The organism is Ruminococcus sp. (genome assembly GCF_024684275.1).
The window spans coordinates 12610-31044 of record NZ_JAIKXF010000027.1 but is presented as its reverse complement, the minus strand read 5'-3'; the positions used below and the strand labels follow the sequence as shown (position 1 = coordinate 31044).

General features: G+C 44.0%; 13 protein-coding genes and 1 pseudogene. All 14 read right to left on the bottom strand.

Features of this window, described 5'->3' with window-relative positions; translation table 11 throughout:
• Positions 1-152: 152 nt before the first annotated feature.
• Positions 153-371, bottom strand: coding sequence for a hypothetical protein (locus tag K5677_RS03415; protein WP_296724671.1), 219 nt, complete (start codon positions 369-371; stop codon positions 153-155).
• Positions 372-447: 76 nt separating this feature from the next.
• Complete coding sequence (locus tag K5677_RS03410; protein WP_296724669.1) at positions 448-864, bottom strand: hypothetical protein; 417 nt, start codon at positions 862-864, stop codon at positions 448-450.
• Positions 861-1052: a hypothetical protein gene (locus tag K5677_RS03405; RefSeq protein WP_296724666.1), complete on the bottom strand. Its 192-nt coding sequence runs from the start codon at positions 1050-1052 to the stop codon at positions 861-863. Before K5677_RS03405 ends, K5677_RS03410 begins: the two co-directional genes overlap by 4 nt.
• Positions 1042-2410, bottom strand: a pseudogene (locus tag K5677_RS03400) (DEAD/DEAH box helicase). Before K5677_RS03400 ends, K5677_RS03405 begins: the two are co-directional and overlap by 11 nt.
• Entirely contained in the window at positions 2397-2687 is a 291-nt protein-coding gene (locus K5677_RS03395; RefSeq protein WP_296724664.1) for a VRR-NUC domain-containing protein, read from the bottom strand. The pseudogene K5677_RS03400 and the gene K5677_RS03395 overlap by 14 nt, the downstream one beginning before the upstream one ends.
• Before the next feature lie 251 nt (positions 2688-2938).
• Entirely contained in the window at positions 2939-5167 is a 2229-nt protein-coding gene (locus K5677_RS03390; RefSeq protein WP_366848830.1) for a virulence-associated E family protein, read from the bottom strand.
• Positions 5168-5292: 125 nt separating this feature from the next.
• Positions 5293-5619, bottom strand: coding sequence for a hypothetical protein (locus K5677_RS03385; RefSeq protein ID WP_296724659.1), 327 nt, complete (start codon positions 5617-5619; stop codon positions 5293-5295).
• An 85-nt stretch (positions 5620-5704) separates the two neighbouring features.
• Positions 5705-6382, bottom strand: a complete 678-nt coding sequence (locus K5677_RS03380; protein ID WP_296724656.1) for a hypothetical protein — start codon at positions 6380-6382, stop codon at positions 5705-5707.
• A 396-nt stretch (positions 6383-6778) separates the two neighbouring features.
• A complete protein-coding gene (locus K5677_RS03375) occupies positions 6779-8728 on the bottom strand; it encodes a helix-turn-helix transcriptional regulator (protein ID WP_296724653.1) in 1950 nt (649 codons plus the stop codon).
• Between the two features lie 58 nt (positions 8729-8786).
• Positions 8787-11702, bottom strand: coding sequence for an HsdR family type I site-specific deoxyribonuclease (locus tag K5677_RS03370; RefSeq protein WP_296724652.1), 2916 nt, complete (start codon positions 11700-11702; stop codon positions 8787-8789).
• Positions 11703-11725: 23 nt separating this feature from the next.
• Complete coding sequence (locus K5677_RS03365) at positions 11726-12850, bottom strand: restriction endonuclease subunit S (protein WP_296724650.1); 1125 nt, start codon at positions 12848-12850, stop codon at positions 11726-11728.
• Positions 12843-14324, bottom strand: coding sequence for a class I SAM-dependent DNA methyltransferase (locus tag K5677_RS03360; protein ID WP_296724647.1), 1482 nt, complete (start codon positions 14322-14324; stop codon positions 12843-12845). The genes K5677_RS03365 and K5677_RS03360 overlap by 8 nt, the downstream gene beginning before the upstream one ends.
• On the bottom strand, positions 14317-16779 hold the full coding sequence (locus K5677_RS03355) for an N-6 DNA methylase (RefSeq protein WP_296724645.1): 2463 nt from the start codon (positions 16777-16779) through the stop codon (positions 14317-14319). Before K5677_RS03355 ends, K5677_RS03360 begins: the two co-directional genes overlap by 8 nt.
• Positions 16743-18344: a restriction endonuclease subunit S gene (locus tag K5677_RS03350; RefSeq protein WP_296724644.1), complete on the bottom strand. Its 1602-nt coding sequence runs from the start codon at positions 18342-18344 to the stop codon at positions 16743-16745. The genes K5677_RS03355 and K5677_RS03350 overlap by 37 nt, the downstream gene beginning before the upstream one ends.
• Between the last annotated feature and the right edge of the window lie 91 nt (positions 18345-18435).

The following is an 18435-nucleotide window of genomic DNA, read 5'->3' as shown; positions in this document are numbered from 1 at the left end:
CAGGGGCTTGTGTTCGTCGCAGTACGCACCCTCGGTCAGTCTCGGACAGCCGGGGTGCTTGCACGGTTTCAGTGCCTTCCTCGGCATCGCCGACACCTCCTTCGGGCATAACAAAAGCCGCTGCGGATACCCACAACGGCTCAGGTTATTTCTTAATATATGAGGGGTTCATCCCAATCTGGGCTTAAAGTACGATCTACAATATATGTAGTTCCGGTCGAATTCATTTTACACTTGCAATCCAGAAGCTCTTCGGGAATGCTATCGACCTGATAATCATCGCCTTCCCAATGCTTAACATCATGAATCGAAAGCCTAACAGTATCAGTCCCAGAGGCTCCATTTGCTTCTAGTAAATCCCTAAGTAACATTTTAACACCACCTTTTCATATTGAGTTTTTCGTCCAATTTTCCTATTATACATTATAGCATACTTTCCCAGTGTTTTCAAGTGAATTGGACTGCATCAGACTGCAAACTTTCAAGAGCTTTTCTGTGGATATAATAGGCCTTGCGCTTGCTGATATATAGTTCCGCAGCAATGACGCTCCACGGCTTGAACTCGATATAACGCTTGGTCAGAAGGTCACGGATATCGCCGTCATCGACCTCACGGATTCTATGTTCCATGTTGGCAAGCAGAATATCATATTCTTCCTGCGTTTCCTTGATGTCCTGCTCCAGCGCCATGATCTTGAACACGGTACTTTCCATTTTGCTGCGGTCGGGAGACACTGTCCTCGGCATATCATTGATGCCGCTGCCGTTCATGCCCTCCGCCCGCTGTCGCAGAAGATGTATCTCGTGGATCTTCCGGTTGATGCGTTTGCGGAGCCGCTCCATCTTGTCCCAGTATTCCTTCATGCAAATGCCTCCTTCATTGTTGTGATCAGCGTTTCACCGTTCAGATCATCCGCTAAAACTTCAAACCACTGCGACCTCAGAAACCGCTCTGCTTCATTGATGCCGTCCTTGTTTTTTGTAATAAGGGCGGCTTTATAATCCAGCAGGGCTTTTTCTATTACGGCAGCGGCAAGCAATTTATATCCCATAGCATCCCTCCAGTTCCGCTTTGACCGCATCCATCAGGGCTGACTGCGTTTTGTCCTTATCCTGCAATGCTTTCAGGATGCGTTCATCGACTGTGCCTTTTGTGACGATATGCTGTATGACAACGGTCGCGGACTGCTGTCCCTGCCGCCACAGTCGGGCGTTGGTCTGCTGATACAGTTCCAGACTCCATGTCAGCCCGAACCACACAAGAGTGCTGCCACCGCTTTGTAGGTTCAGTCCGTGTCCAGCTGATGCAGGATGTATCAGGGCGACAGGCAGTTCACCTTTGTTCCAGCGGCTGATGCTGTCGGGCTTATCCAGTGTGCTGAACGGGATATGAAGCTGATGCAGACGCTCGGATATGCGGCTGAGATCATGCTTGAACCAGTATGCGATCAGCAGCGGTCTGCCGTTCATGCTTTCGATGATATCCTCAAGGGCATCCAGCTTCCGGTCATGTATGGGTACGATCTCACCGGAGTCATCATATATCGCACCGTTCGCCATCTGCGACAGCTTATTGCTGAGACTTGCGGCATTGGCGGCTGTGACTTCTCCGTCTGGCAGAGACAGCACCAGTTCCTGCCGCAGGTCGCTGTATTTCTTATGCTCCGCTTCGGAAAGCTGCACGGTATATTCGCTCATGACAAGCTCCGGCATCTTCAGATGGTCGGTCGCTCTCATGGATACCGTGATGTCGGATATCTTCTCGTATATTGCCTCTTCCGCACCGGGCAGCGCCTTGTAACTGTACACGATCATACCGTTTCGCTTATCGGGCTGGAAGTAGGTATTGCGGTACTGCCCGATAAAGCGTCCGAGCCGCTGTCCCATATCCAGAAGCCGGAACTCTGCATACAGGTCCATGAGTCCGTTTCCGGTCGGCGTTCCCGTCAGCCCCACGATGCGCTTTGCCTTCGGTCTGACCTTCATGAGAGCCTTGAAGCGCTTTGTCTGGTGGTTTTTGAAGGAACTCAGTTCGTCAATGACGATCATGTCATAATCGAACTGCATCTCGTCTATGAGCCAGCCGACATTCTCACGGTTGATGATATAGACATCAGCCTTCCGTGAAAGTGCCGTCCTGCGTTCTTCCGCTGTACCGACTGCGATGCTGTATGTCAGCGCCTGCAGATGCTCCCACTTTTCGATCTCTGCCGCCCATGTATCACGAGCTACCCGCAAGGGTGCGATGATCAGAACTTTGTGTATCTCAAAGCTGTCGAACAGCAGGTCGTTTATCGCCGTAAGCGTTGTGACGGTTTTGTCAACCCAAGCCCATATCAAGCAGGAGTGCTGCGATCGGGTGTTCCTTTATAAAATCGACTGCATATTCCTGATAATCATGAAGCTTCATCCGTCATCACCTCCTCAATGATTCTTTGTATGCCTGCCATACTGTCAAGCACATACACCTTGAAGCCTAACCGCCGCAGGAGCTTATGCCGGGAAACCTGCAAGGCTCTGGGCTTTTCACCGGGTGCTTTCACTTCAACAAATGCTATCTTCCCATTCGGCATCAGCACAAGTCGATCAGGAACTCCGCTGAATCCCGGCGATACGAATTTCAATGCAATGCCGCCTCGCTCTCTCACTATTTCCCTTAGCTTATGTTCGATAAACTTCTCTTCCATGGATTTTCTCCTATCCGGCAGACGTTCCAATGTCCCGAAAAATTGCTATATATTTATAAATGAGTGTATATGGTATATGTGCACCCATTTCTTACCCATTTCTTTTTATATAGATAATAATTGGAACATTGGAACAGTAAAGCCGTTTTAATCTGTGTTTCAGTGGGGTATGGTTTGTTTCAGTTTTCATGTTCCGGATAATGATTTTATGGAACGTGAAGGTGATTGGAACGTTCCAGTTTTCGGAACATTTAACTGGAACATCCGCCCGGAACATAAATCCACTGCGGTCCGTAGAGAGGAATACGGAGCTTTTTCTCCTGCCGTACCCATCCCAGTTTGGCAAGGATCGCCTTGATCTTATTGCTCTCAGAGATGGAGAGATTGGCACGATCCTTTTCAAAACACTCGCACCATATTTCCATATTGCTGACATAGCTGCGTTGTAACGTGCCTATGCGAGTATTGCCCCCGAACTCCGACTCGCCGTTCAGGTAATTCCGACGCTCATACAATGACATTTCTGCCCAGTTCTCAGGCAGGAGTTTTTCCAGATATTCACGCACCAATCCTTCACGCTCATCGGATTCCATTGCTTCACGCTGTTCTTCCTTTGCATAGATATCCAGCTTGGCATCAAGATAGAGCTTTTCTCCGGCATTGACGTATTCCATGACTTCCGCCCAGATCTGGCTGATTTCGTATTCATCCAGATCCCAGGAATGCTTATTCATTCCACCGGGTGTTTTCACAGGCCAGAAGCGTCTGTTGCCGGTGGTGTCGCGCAGATAACCTGTCTCGGCATTGGTCGTTCCGAAGAAGACGCACTGCCGCAGATGCGGTGTTGCACGTTTGCCGAAAGAGGCACGATAGATATCGTTCTGGCGTGAAAGGAAAGAACGGAGCGTTTCGACCTCTGTTTTCCGCAGTCCGGCAAGCTCACCAATCTCCAGAATCCAATACCCCTGTAATTTCTCAGCGGCAGTCTTATCCTTCGTATCGTTTAGATTGAGAGAATCAGAAAACCATTCACCGGCAAGCCTTGCAATAAGGGTGGATTTTCCTATACCCTGGGGTCCATTGAGAACCAACATGGAATCGAACTTACAGCCGGGCTTCTGTACACGGCAGACGGCGGCACAAAGTGTTTTCCTTGTGACGGCACGGGTATATGCGTTATCATCAGCACCAAGATAGTCAATCAGCAGAGTGTCCACTCTAGGAATGCCGTCCCATTGCGGCAGGGAATTGAGATACTCTCTGATTGGATGATAGGATCGGTCGTCCGATACCTTTGTGACAGCAATTTGGAAGTTCCTCTGCGAAAAAGAACCGTAGTGGGTATCAATATAGCTAACAAGCTGTGCATCATCGGCATCACGCCAGTATTTGGACGGATGCTGCCACGGCACTTTCCCTTTGATCTCCATGCCGTCAAGCTGCTGATTAAAGACAATGGACCGCAACATTTCATCATTTTCAAGGATGAGCGTCAGATTGCGAAGTGTATTCTGTAAATTACCGGACTTATCGTATGTGAGGCTTTTCTGCCAGTCATCAGATACAGCAAAATCATCCGCCGCCTGTGCCATGCGTTCCTTTGCCAAAAGAGCCTTGACATTTCCGTCCTGTACCGCCATATCCGACATTGCCTTGTATGACGGGAGTTTTGTAGGCGGTGTATCATCTGTGGACTGAGTATCAAGGTTTGCGAACTTATGCAGGCGGACAAGGTCAAAGGCATTCAGCAGTTTTCCGCATACCGGATCGGTAGCATGATGGCTGTATACGAATTTATCATCGTAGACGACAACACCCGCCGCCGAATCCGCCGGGATATAATCGTAGCGGTTTTCCATAGTGGACGGGGTATAGATACCCGTAAGAAAAGTGGCGATTGCCGCTGTAATGCTGTAAGCACGACAGAATGCACCGACGATTCCCGTTTTTGCAAGCGGATCAGCCATTGCCTTTACGTCATGATGCTCAACGGCGGACTGTCTTGTGGAAACAGGCCATGTTGACTCGTCCTGCCAATCATCATAACGGGAAAGTATCTCATCAGGATCGAGATCACAACCGTCCTTTTCCTGATAGAAGAAGCTGCCGTTCATCGAAGTGGACGGCCAGTACATCAGCCTGTGTGCCTCATAGGTGGAATCATCGAACAGGTCGATACCGATATCTTTTGCAACCATTCTTGCAACCGCCGGATACTCAGCTTCGCTTACATCACGGGAAAGCGGAATCACGATACGCAGTCTTGGTTTGTCCGGCGTATGCTTGTGAGTGCTGTATGCACAGCAGCGATACGGCTGTTTGGCAATGATATCGTCCCAAACATCCGGCGTGCCATAATCCATATCAAGGGCGAGTGCTGAACGGCAGAGAACCATATTCTTCTTACGCCTGCCGCACTTAAGATGACCTGCAACAAAACCGCCCTTGTCCTTGACGTTTGCCTGCTGTGCTTTCGTCATCTTGTGATATTCTTCTATGGTTTCAGTGGTACGGATCGTAGAGGATACACGTTTTTTGAAATCATCCCAACCGATCTCACTGTTTTTCCACTTCGTCTCAAAGCGACTGTTGCCATATGCGATTTTCATAACGCTGCCTCCCGTCCTTCCTCCAGTACCTGTGTGATAAACTTCAATGCTTCGATCATGGTAGACAGCTCCGCATCGCCGCCAAGGGCGATCTCGATACCCATCGTGTCACCGTAACGATCCTCGATAACCTTTGCGTTGATGTCTGTACCGCCCTCATCGCTGATACGGATGAAGGTCCGACCGCCATGTCCCGTATCGCCACCCATGTAGCCGGTCGTGCCGACCTCAACCGACAGAACGTTTGCATCAACGATCTCACGCTCCCACGTTTCGACTTCGACACCGTTCACTTTGCGCCATTTGCTTGTTACTTCGTACATATATAACAACCTCCACGAAAAAATGCAGAGGGCGAAATTACCCTCTGCATCTTCCGTCAAATAAAAATCAGTGTATTCGTACCCCTCAGTCGAAGAATCTGACGAACTTTCTCAGGTCTGCATTTTCGGCCAGAGCCTTGCGGATTTTAGTTACAGTCTTGCGTACAGCACCTTCGGTGACACCACGCTCCCGTGCGATGCTAACGATGGTTTCGCCGTTACGTAGTACACGGAAATAGATTTCTTGCCATGACTCCGACCAAGTCAGTGCTATCTCATCAGCCATCTCTTCAAAGCCAGGCTCTGAGTTGGTGGAGCGATACGCCATTGCAAGAATAGCGGACTTGTCACCGGAGCCATTGTCATCGTCTCCGTCAAGGATTGCATCGAGAGAGGTTGTCCAGTTTTTCGGAAATCGATCATTTGCCTCTGCCTCCACGTCAGCAGGATGCGGCGCATAGCCGTGCTCTTCCTTGTACTTGACGATATATTCAGCTTTCCACGCCTCAACCTCTGCCTGCTCCTCAGCAGTACGCTTTGGACGGCGAGATTTGAGGTTCGTATAGACATCGTGGTCATCAGCAGCATGAAGCGCCTTGATATCCGCTACGTTAATTCCGTCCTCACCGGGAACCAGCTCGATTTCTTCCATATAGGTATCGGTATAGCGGCGGTAAACATAAGTGCCACGCTTCTTTGAAGCAGTTTTTACGAGCTGCTCAACTCTTTCGTTTTTACGGACGTATACTCTTTTACGTTTCATCTTTTTTCCTCCAGTCCGTTTCCCGAACCGGAGGCAGTGAGGCGTAAAAAAGGCATGACTGACCTGACGGAACGGGAATATCTCGTTTCGTTATGGCCAGTCATGCTCGTAGACTGGTGCTGTATTCTGTTATTGACCATCATAGCAGTTCGAGCCACCTCTGTGCACCGGGGTGAACTGGTATGACGGTAGGCAGTTTTACGACTTGCCCGGGTCAAATTATTTCATTTATGAACGTCCTGTGATGTACCCATTATATCTTATCTACAAAAAAACTGCCAGACACATAAAGTTGCCATTTCAAGATAGAAAAAAGGGGCTTTGCGTATCTGATTGATACGCAAAGCCCCTTTTTTCGATATAATCTATGAGCAACTTTATGTGTCCATTATTATTTTATTGATTTCTATTATCAGGAATCATTGGCTGAGAGCAAGCAGCTAGAATCATGTTCCACTGCTCGAGAGTACCTTCGTCATAGTCGAGGCATAGCCTATATGCTCGATCACGCGGACTATCACCAAGAGAATAACTACATGTCTTTAGAAGATGAAGACTATATGCCTTGGGAAGGTTTAACCCTATGCACACTGCCATGACATTTTCTATCGGTGGCACGCTCTTTCCTGATCGATAGTTCTTAATAGTAGTAACACTCAGCCCCGAACGTTCTGCAAGCTGTTCAAGGGTGATATGTTTTTTACGTTTCCTGTGGTATTCAAGTGTAGCGCCAAATGTTGTAAGATGATTCTGCTGCATTTCTAAAAAAACATTATCTTCTTTCTCTTGTGCTTTCAATATAGCTGCTATTTCCTTCTTTAGCTCGTCTGCATTCTGTAAACAGTCTTGGTTGAAGTTTTTATCATAGTAGTGTTCTACATAGTTCTCACTTTTAACTTCCTTACTGAGGTATGATTCACCGTAAAATTCATATTTATCCTGCATTTCACGCAGATAAGAAGTACTTTTGAAAGAGAATACTAGGCAACATTCATCTGCGTGCTCACATGCATAATCGCTCAATTCTAATTCAACTCTATTGCCGATGAATCTAGCCTTAAGGTACTTAGGATCATTGATGCATACTACATAACCAATATAAAGATACTTTCCTGAATCTATAAGTTCAGCAAAATCCGCATTGCTACTATAAATCTTATCGAATCCGTTCTTATCAATAACAAAAGTCTGGTATTGTTCGAGTATTCCTTCTGGGAAATAAAACGGTTGATGCCATTTGCCGTCAACATATACAAATGCGCCATCTGCAACGTCCCAACCCAACTGACGAGCTCGCTGTTTAGCAGCAAATCTAGGTACATCAAATAGCATTGCAACACGTTTCAGCATATCTTCTACCAATTCGCCTTTATAATGATACGGTTCCGAAGCATCATATGCTTCTTCCATCGCTCTAACCATAAGATGTTGCGGCATCGCTATACGAAGTGCCAATGCATTTGCTTGCCATTCTGCATACCAATGTGCCTTCTGTGCCATTGTCATACTCTCTTCATAGTGACTCGGTTCAACCTCGCAAGACATCATGTCGCTTTGATCATCCAACAATGCCAGTAGTTGATAATACTTTTTATGCAGATGCCAGTGAATAATCTCATGTGCTATTGTTAGGCGGTGCGTTCCGTTACTGCCAAGATAGTATTTCTGACGGCTAATTAGGATTGTACCGGGTTCTATTTCATAATCTTCACGTTTCACTTCGCCGATCATTGGGTACTTTTCGTACACAGTTGCCTTCGATTTTCTGAAATACATCCTTCCAAAACAATTATCTGGAAGATCAGCCATATAGAACCTTATTTCTAATTGTTGAAGTATGTGGTCAATAGGAAGCATGTACGCATCATATATTGCATCAGCACAATAGAATTCAGTAAAGTCATCTGCAGTTTCTTCTAAAGTAGCTGTGTATATGTAAGGAACCAAAAATTGATCCAAAGCATTATCTTTCTCAAAAGCACCATTATGATACTCCTTAACTTTAAGGACCTTTACATCAACAAGTCCATCTCGAAGTATCCCTTGCAAATAGACTGTAAACCATCTGCATTTACGATCGGCTTCGTACTTCTTTGTACCGAGCCCAAGCTCTACTATATCCGCAGACAGCCCGACATCCATCTTTACGATCGGACCTGGTGCATCATGACATTTAAGAGCTTTTACCTCGACATTTTCTATTTTATGCTTCAGTAAAGACAGTACGTTAATGCTATGAAATCCACCACCATCATAATTATTATCAACGAACTTCTGAATTTCGCTCGTAAAAAGCTCTATGTAATTCGATTGTAAATAGCTTTTTAAATCCGGATACTTTGCCATTCTGTATCACCTCAACTTGCTCGAGCAGGTGACGTAAATGAGCCACCTGCTCAAACTCTTAATAATACTGCTCGATATAGCTGTATGCTTTATCAAAGACTTCCTTGTCCTTGATTTTGTATTTTACCCATACAACACTACGAAGAGCCTTCTTTACTTCCTGTCGACCTCCCGTTGTGTTCTGCCAACCATCAAAGCGAATGATCTTTACAATATCGTCAATATCTGTAACTATACGTTCGACAATGATAGGAGTACTTGAGTTCTTGACACCGTTAAAGAGTTCTGTTAAAGCCGCTTTACCCTTATCAACTTCTTCCTCCGGTACAACTTCTTTCTCAGCTTGCGCAGCTTCTCTTGCAAGCTCAAGTAGCATCTTCAGAAATTCAATACTGTTAATAAGCCCCTGCTCATGCTGTTCACGAAGCTTCTCCAGCTTATCTCCAAGGCGCATAAATTTCGGATCATCCGAATGCTTATGGATTCGTGCTACAAGATCAATCTCGATCTTCTTCGCAGCGTTCTTTGCACCTTTGTGCTTCTCAATGAAAGCATCAATAAGATCAGCATCAAGAGAGAGTATCTCCTCATCAGTGTGTACTTCGCCAACATCCAAATTGGAATTAACAATTTCCATTGTTTTCGGACCGAGAGCCGCCCAAATAAGTCCACCACCACCATTAGTTGGCTTTACGGATTCAAACACCTTAGTCAACCATACATAATCGGCCTGAATTGGTGAAAGCATCGGATCAGGAGAAACTGCATTCCATGCACGGTTAAGCACCTGGTAATCCGCTGCAAACTTATCCTTCTCTGCATTTGTAGGCAGACACTCCTGAGCTGCCATTAAGCCTTCCCAACCATCTACTGTACGATCAACCCCCATGAAGTAGCTGAGGCACTTCCTAAGCAAAGCTGGAATCTGCTTTTTAACTTCCTCGATGTTTGTAATGACCTTTTTCATGCTACCTTCGTCGAAGTCCAGAGCCTTGGCGACGTTATCAAAAATTCCGATGTAGTCGACAATCAGACCGTGAGTCTTACCTTCGTCAAAGGTGCGGTTAGTACGGCAGATTGCCTGCAGCAAGGTGTGATCCTTCATTGGCTTATCCAGATACATAACCTGTAGGATAGGTGCGTCGAATCCAGTCAGCAGTTTAGCTGTAACTATGACGATCTCAAGAGGATCGTTAGGGTCTCTGAAGCGGTCAAGAATCTTTGCTTCTTCATCCTTTGAACGGCGATACTTTTTGTACTCGTCTGCCTTATCATCGTTGGTGTCCATAACGATAGTTGAGCATTCTTCGCCAAGCAGTTTATCTAGCTCCTCTTTATACTTTAGGCAACAGGGGCGGTCGTACACAACAACCTGCGCCTTATATCCATTAGGACGTATCTTTTCAGAGAAGTGTTTTGCAATGTGTGCGCAAACCTTATGAATACGTTTTTCATTGTACATGATAGCCTGCATGTTAACTCGTTTGGAAAGTTCGGCCTTATCAGAATCCGGAAGGTCACGAGTAAGGATATCAAACTCGCGGTCCATCGTATCTCTGTCAACACGAAGATCCACCGGTACCGGCTCGAAGTTCAGAGGTAGTGTAGCGTGGTCACGAATAGAATCAGAGAAGGAATACTTACTCATGTATCCGCTACGATCTTCCGTTGCACCGAATGTTGCAAATGTATTCTTGTCCAAGCGGTTAATAGGTGTACCGGTCATACCAAAGAAGAATGCGTTCGGAAGAGCTGTTCTCATCTTGATACCAAGATCGCCTTCCTGCGTTCTATGGCATTCATCGACCATTACAATGATATTGTCGCGTGAACTAAGTTCACCGGTAACTTCCTGGAAGCGAAAGATAGTCGTGATAATAATCTTACGGATATCCTGTCTAAGCATCGTCATAAGTTGATCACGGGTAGATGCTGATTCCAAGTTACCAACATCAGAGGAGTGGAACTGTGCCGTAATCTGCGACTCCAGATCCAGACGATCGTCTACGATAATAACCGTAGGATTCTTGAGGTCCGGAAGCATACGAAGCTTCACTGCAGCGAACTCCATAAGGTAGGATTTACCTGAACCTTGAAAATGCCAGATAAGGCCCTTTTTCGGATAACCTGCACGCACACGCTCAATGATCATGTTGGCCCCTTCATACTGCTGATAGCGCGCGATGACCTTGTACTTACGAAACTTGCTGTCAGTAGCGTAGAGCGTGAAGAATTGGAACAGATCCATGATCTTATACTTTGTGATCATATCCTGAACACTTGTCTGTACTGCTGCCAAAGAACCGTCAGACTTATCGTCCGTTGTATGCCAAGGACCATACTTTGCGGCCGGCATACAAACAGAACCATAACGAAAACATTTGCCTTCTGTTGCGAAGTTGAATACGTTCGTTACAAACATCTGCGGAATGCTCTGCTCGTACTTGTTAATGTCCTGTGCTCCGTCCAACCAAGTGATAGCCGCACGAACTGGAGTCTTCAGCTCTCCGATAGCAAATGGAAAGCCATTTACAAGAAGCACTATATCCAGACGTTTACCGCCTTCTTTCTTCGGATACACCCACTGGTTCGTTACAACGTATCTGTTCTGATCTAGCTTACCGTTGATCTCAGTACCGAAGAAGTCGATAGACACCTGCTTACCATCTTCACCAAACGGATATGAGTTCTTTTCGAATACCATCTGTTTAAAGGCTTCGTTCTGAGTAACAAGATTCTGAGCGTTTGTTGAGAGGAAGAGCGTGCGCAGTTTATATATGATTTCGTCTGCACGTGACTCCTCTTCTGCAATCTCCGGATTCAAACGAACCAAAGCTTCTCTTACCATCGACTCAACCATGACATCGTTTTCATCACGATCTAGTTTTTCTGCCGGGATATACTCCCAGCCATTCTTCTTAAGAGTAGATATGATCATCTGCTCGGTAGTGTTATCTTCGTTAAAAACTGCCATTAATCTTCCTCCTCTTCTAATAGTTAAAACCTGAGTATCTGTCTATAAAGTGTATCAAGTTCTTCAAGGCTTCTTATCACTTCATGTTTTGATCGCTCTGCTTGATTTATTATTTCAGCAAAGGTTTCCTGCAAATCCAACGGTGGGCACGGAAACATAAATCCACCAATCTGCTTTTTATTTACCTTTGGCATCTGTGATCGAGTGCTGTAAGCAAGAATGTATTCAAGGAAAAAATCCGATCGTAATACATGAGCTAAAAACAACCTGTTGCAAACATCCTTTTTCACGAGAATAGGATAGCAGTCGGCAGAACATAGGCCTTCAAAGTCAGGTAGAGCAACCTTGTTTAACACCGGACGTATCTTGCTATACAGAATATGTTCTGGTCCGAAAATATGCTTTGGACTGATAACATTATCCTCTTTCACTGTTCTATATCCAGATAAAACTCCTGTGTTTTTTTCTATACTGTCTATGCCAATATGAGGGTAATCCGCATATTTTTCGTACTCATTGGTCATGTTAGCGTCAATAATCGCAACTTCATCAAAGCTTTTAATTGGCCATCCATTTGGATTGTCATGAGGATCGCCAAAAAGCATGACATACTGTGCCTTGACAAGGTTATCTGTTTTTTCTATTAAATTCTTGTATGACGATTTTGTACCTTCAAAAGCCCACAACAATTCGGATAACTCTTTTTGAGTATCTATGTCTGGCAGATTAAACTCATACTTTTCAAAATCTGACCAATTCAAGAAAAAATTTGTAGAACCTTTTTTGTTTTCCTCCGCAAACTTCCAAAAATCATCGGTTTGAAATATAAACGGCAAAAAACTCTGTAGTAACACATTACTGTCTCTTGTTCGACAAACATAGCTCACATCAGAACAAATCCCCTCAAAATCAACAACTCCTGCTTTCCTAAGGTGCGGATTTCGTGACATCAACAATACATCCCCAGGAAGAAATCGCATATGAAAGGCAGGACCAATAGTACTTCCTTTGATTAGACCTTTTTTAGTTATTCTTAGCTCACCATTATCAAAGTGCTCTCCACCGATATAAAACTCTAATTCGGTATTATCTTTATCAACTTTGTCTTTAATCCTACAGACAACGTCCTTTAAAGTAACCTTAGTCATTTGTTTCACCTCCAATCAAGTCCGTGAGGTTTGAATACTCTTCATGCATCTGAGCAGAACAGCAACGCCAATCAGTAAAAATATCTTGCATATTAATCTCGCTTTCGCTCTCTTCTTCGACACCAGAGACATACTTAGGTATTCCAAGTGAATAATCATTTGCAGCTATCTCAGTTATATTCGCCACCGCAGAGAATCCTTCTTCTGCTGCAAACTTTTCATATGTTGTGGCTATGCGCATAATATGCTCATCTTCCAAAAAACTTTGCGCGTTTTTTCTGGTGACTTCGTTCTTTGCATTGATAAATAGAACGCGTCCTTTACTTTTGAGCGGTTTGTTATTTCTGCATATGACTATACATGCTTCCATCGGAGAGTTATAAAATAGTCCCTTTCCGATACCTATTACCGCCTCAACAAGATCTCTTTTGACTAATTCTTCTCTCATTGACTGCTCGTCATTCCTTGATAACACGCCGTGCGGGAACAAAATTGCACACCTACCGTCTTTGGATTTCATACTCTTAAGAATATGCTGAAAAAATGCATAATCCGCACGACCTTGTGGCGGTACGCCAAGAAAATTACGGCCATACTTATCTGCAGCGAACGCCGCTCTGTTCCATTTCTTAATTGAATATGGTGGATTCGCTACAACAATATGAAACTTCTGTAACTGCCCGTTCTCTATAAAAGCAGGCGTTTCAAGTGTGTCGCCATTGACAATCTGGAAGTCTTCTATCCCATGCAAAAACAAGTTCATTCTTGCGATTGCTGATGTAAGCGCATTAACCTCTTGTCCATACAACGATACATTTCGCCACTCTTTTCCTTGTTCCTTTAGGTAAGAAACTGACGAAATTAACATACCAGCACTTCCACAAGTAGGATCATATATTGATTCTCCCGGTTCAGGTTTCAACATCTCTGTCATTAAATGTACTACTGTTCTGTTGGTATAAAACTCCTGTGCTGTATGCCCACTATCATCTGCAAATTGTTTGATAAGATATTCATACCCTTGACCAAGTTCATCTTCAGGACAATTCTCTATTGATAGCGTTTTTGTACTAAAATGTTCAAGCAAGTCTTTGAGCAGTCTATCTGGTAAACGATTTTTATTTGTCCATGTTCCATCACCGAAAATGCCTGACAGCTTTTCGCTATTTGCATTTTCTATCGCTCTAAAAGCCGCCTGAATGGCCTTCCCAACATTTGAAGGGACATTGCGAACATCGTCCCAGTGCGCCCCATTAGGAATAACATATCTATGGGTTTCTTCCCAATCTGCTGCCTCAACACCGTTTTCTCTAATAGCATTTGCCGTTTCTTCCTCATAAACGTCATTCAGTCTTTTAAAGAACAACAAAGGAAAGATATACTGCTTGTAGGCGCCTGCATCTATATTATTTCTGAGCAGCACCGCCGATCCCCAGAGGTAATTCTCCAATTCACTTTTTGATATCTTATTCATGGACATAGCCTCCCTTAACTAATAACTCATACATCCTATCCTCAGCCTCTTTGACTTGTGTTAAAGCAGTATGGTACTCCTTCAAAGCGACCTCGGGATCGATCACATCCGTTCTCTTTTGTTCAATGTATTTTTTGACGTTGAGCTCAAACTCTCCTGCTTCAAGATCTTTTATAGTGACTACTTTACATTTACCAACAACATCTATATAATCAGTATACAGTTTGAATATGTCATCTACATTTGCCTGAGTCAAAATGTTCTGTGCTCTCATTGAAGTGTATATTTCTGTTGCATCAATCAAGCAAACCCGTCCAACATGATTCTTCTTCTTTTTATTTGTAAGGAATAAGATACAAGCAGAAACCGGGGTGCTATAGAAAACGCCTCCAGCAAGCGCAATAACAGCTTCCAACATATCGGAACGGATCAACTTCTCCCTGATATCACTGTATTTTCCAAACAGAATGCCCTGAGGTAAAACAACCGCGCATCGTCCATTTTTTGAATCCATCGATCTTACCATATGCTGTAACCAGGCATAATCAGCACTTGCATCTGTAGGGCATCCCCACATGTTGCGGCCGTACTTATCGTACTCAAACTGAGCCGCTCCCCATTTCTCCAGTCCGAAAGGTGGATTTGCAAGTACGCAATCAAAGCTTTTAAGCTTATCCTTCTCCAAAAACAGAGGATTGCGAAGTGTATCTCCCTGTTTGACCTGTACATCTTTTGCTCCATGAAGGTAAAGATTCATCCTTGCTATTGCTGACGTTGAAAGGTTATTTTCCTGTCCAAAAATTCTTCCATATGCAAGGCGATCATTATTCATGTGGTGAATTGCTTCAATCAACATTCCACCTGTACCACACGCCGGATCATATACCGTATCGCCTGGTTTAGGATCGAGTAATTTAACCATCAGCTTTACTATTGGCCTCGGTGTGTAAAACTCACCAGCATTCTTTTTGGATAAATCCGCAAACTTCTTTATAAGATATTCATAGCTGTCGCCCATAATATCCGCAGAATAATTCTTATTACCAACCTTAATAAGTGACATATGTTCTATTAAATTCTTAAGACGCTCATCAGTGAGTTTGTTTTTATCTGTCCAAGTCGCATCATCAAAACTGCTAAATACTCCAGATAGTGTATCAGGATTAGCTTTTTCAATTCCCGTCATAGCATTGACAATAGCTTTGCCGACGTTTTCGCTTACATTACGTACATCATCCCAATGACAGCCATTAGGAATAACGAAAGAATGCATTTCATCTGCTTCGGCATACTCAACATCACCGCCTGAAAAAGCTAGAGCTTCTTCATACTCTTCATCGTACACATCAGAAATACGTTTGAAGAATAATATCGGCGTAACATAACTCTTATACTCGTCCTGATTAATTGGCCCCCGTAAAATGTTACAAGCTTCAAAAAGATGATTAAAAAGCTGCTTGCTCGTTGTTTCTTCAGATAAGGATTCTGCATTTTCTACATCATCATCTGCAGCTTGCGCAGCATTCTCTATAAGTGTCTCCCTGTTACTTCCATTTACCAACCTATCTAATTTACGTTCTACGGGAACGGCAACACCTCCGACTTTCTTTTCCATCGCGGGTGAATACTTGTTTTCAAATTCAACTAAGATCTTAAGAAGTCGCTGATCCAAAAAGGTAAGAGCATGCTTCCTAATCTCAGCCGGAACGCCATAATATGCCTCAGCTACTCCGCCGCAGATAGCAGCCAATGTATCGCTGTCTCCTCCAATAGAGATAGCGTTCCGAATAGCATCCTCAAAGTCTGTCGATTCGAAGAACGCCATTAGTGCCTGTGGAACTGTATCCTGGCAGGTTTCATTGAACTTGTAAGTAGCTCTGATTCCGTCCAATGTAAAATCCATCGGATAATAATTCGTGTCAATGTAATCTCTAATCTCCAAAAGGCTGCTGCCGGTCTTGGCCATGTAGATGGCAACCGCAGTCGCCTCGGCTCCCTTTATTCCTTCCGGGTGATTATGTGTTACTTCAGTAATCTTTCTCGAAAGCTCTTTTGCTTCCTCGATGCTGTTCGCAGCAAAACCAGCAGCACTTACACGCATAGCTGCTCCGTTTCCGTAGCTGTTATAAGGTTTCGGATCATCCGAAAACATCCACTTTTGAAAGCCGCCGCCGTAACCACAGTCCGGATAATTACGTCCAATTAACTGCATGCACTCAATAGCCTTCTTTGCCAGATCACTATAATCCGGCTTGCTGATCAGTATAGCTTGCGCCAGAGCCAAAGTCATAACACTATCATCGGTAGGGAAGCACTTATATGTAAGAAAATCAAAATCCTTACTTTTGATATTATTCCATTCAAAGCGGGAACCAACGATGTCTCCGATTATTGCACCTATCATGATGAAAACTCCTTTCAAAAATCCTGTAACCTGTTGAGCGTTTCTTTCCATTGCTTTTCAGCTGTAGATATTGTCTCAATATAATTCTGGTAGGCCTGTTCGTATTCGTTTGCCACTATTTCCTGTTCTTCCAAAGTAGGAAAGGGGACTTCTAGCAGTTTCAAATCCTTATAGCTAATATTCATTACTGTCATTCCTTGCTGTAAGCTGCTGATCATGCTGTTGCCGATCGGGCTGTCAATAAAAAGCTTTAAGTATGTACTGCTTATCAAATCGGACTTAGGTCTTATGACAATCACATTTGATGAAGCGATACACGGGTAGCTTTGCTCACGAAAAACAGCAGTACGGATAGCTGTTCCTCTCGCAGGAAGAACCACATCACCATCTTGAAGAATATAATTTTGAACTTTTCTTTCTTCCTCGTCGAGCTTATCCATCGAATTATAATCGATCTCATATTGCCCAATATTCGAGATGTTCACAACACCTATACTGCCAGATGCATCTTTTTTAGTGACCGATTTGCCACGGAATATCTCTGCCACCTCGCCTAACTGTATCTTTCTCCTATCCGAGGCCTGATATCGCATAAATTCCTCATCTTGTTTAGCGAGCAGCTTATCTATATTCCAGTCACCAATTTCTTCGAGTTCCTCGACCATAACAAAAGTATCATCTGTTAGTTCAAGGCTTTCTACAGGGCCTCTTTTTGTTTTTCTACCTGCAGCTTCATAACTTCGAACAATCACATCTTCTGTGCGGCCATCGCTGATAACAATAAGGAACGTCTTAATCCCAGTATTCTGAAAAATCCCATCAGGTAGTTCAGCGATCTCTTCAAGCTTGTACATTTGCATAACGAACTTGCGAAGATCATTAACTCGGCCGCCCGCAAACGTGATTCGTGCAGGCATGACAATGACAAGTCTTCCTGTAGGAGCTATGTGAAGCAGAAGGTTTTCCAGAGCGACCATATCATATTCACGGCACATAAAGTTAGACAAATCATTTGCCAAATCTCTTCCGCCAAAGGTAGGAACTGATAAAATCAAATCATACTTTTCATTAAGAAAACCATAAGAGTAAATATTCGTATTTATAACCGTAACATTTTCGTAATCCACAAACATTCTCTCAATTATTCTCGCGAAGAGTGCATTAGAGGATGTTAGCGTGAATTCACAACTAATATGCTCGTCTACCGTTGCTTTCAGGTGCGGCACAAACTTCTCAGCCTCTGCAATCAACACTGTCTTTGTGCTGCCTTTTATAAAGGTTGTCATCTGCGATAGCAATACCTCTGGAGTAATTATTAGTCCCATCCGTTCATATTTAAGAGCATTATAAAGGAGTGCCTCCCAGTCTGGAGCGTCATCCATCTGGAGAAAAGCACGATAGAAATCGTCTTGACTCTTAAACGGGTTTGCAGTATGAAGTTCATCAGCAACAAGAAGCATCGACTCATATGCGTCTTCCTTAGAAAGAGATTTCTGCTTATACTTCATCTTCATTTCCGCAACAAGCATTGCGCCGACCAAAGCATCTTCAATATTCATAGTGCCCCTTAAAGAATTCATATAAGCCCACATTTTTCCTGCAAACTGTTCATCCATAATATACACCTCCGTAGTATTCAGGCAGCCTCTTCCGCCTCTCCGATTATTATTATATCACAGAAAAATAGTTTTGTCAATAGGTTTAGTA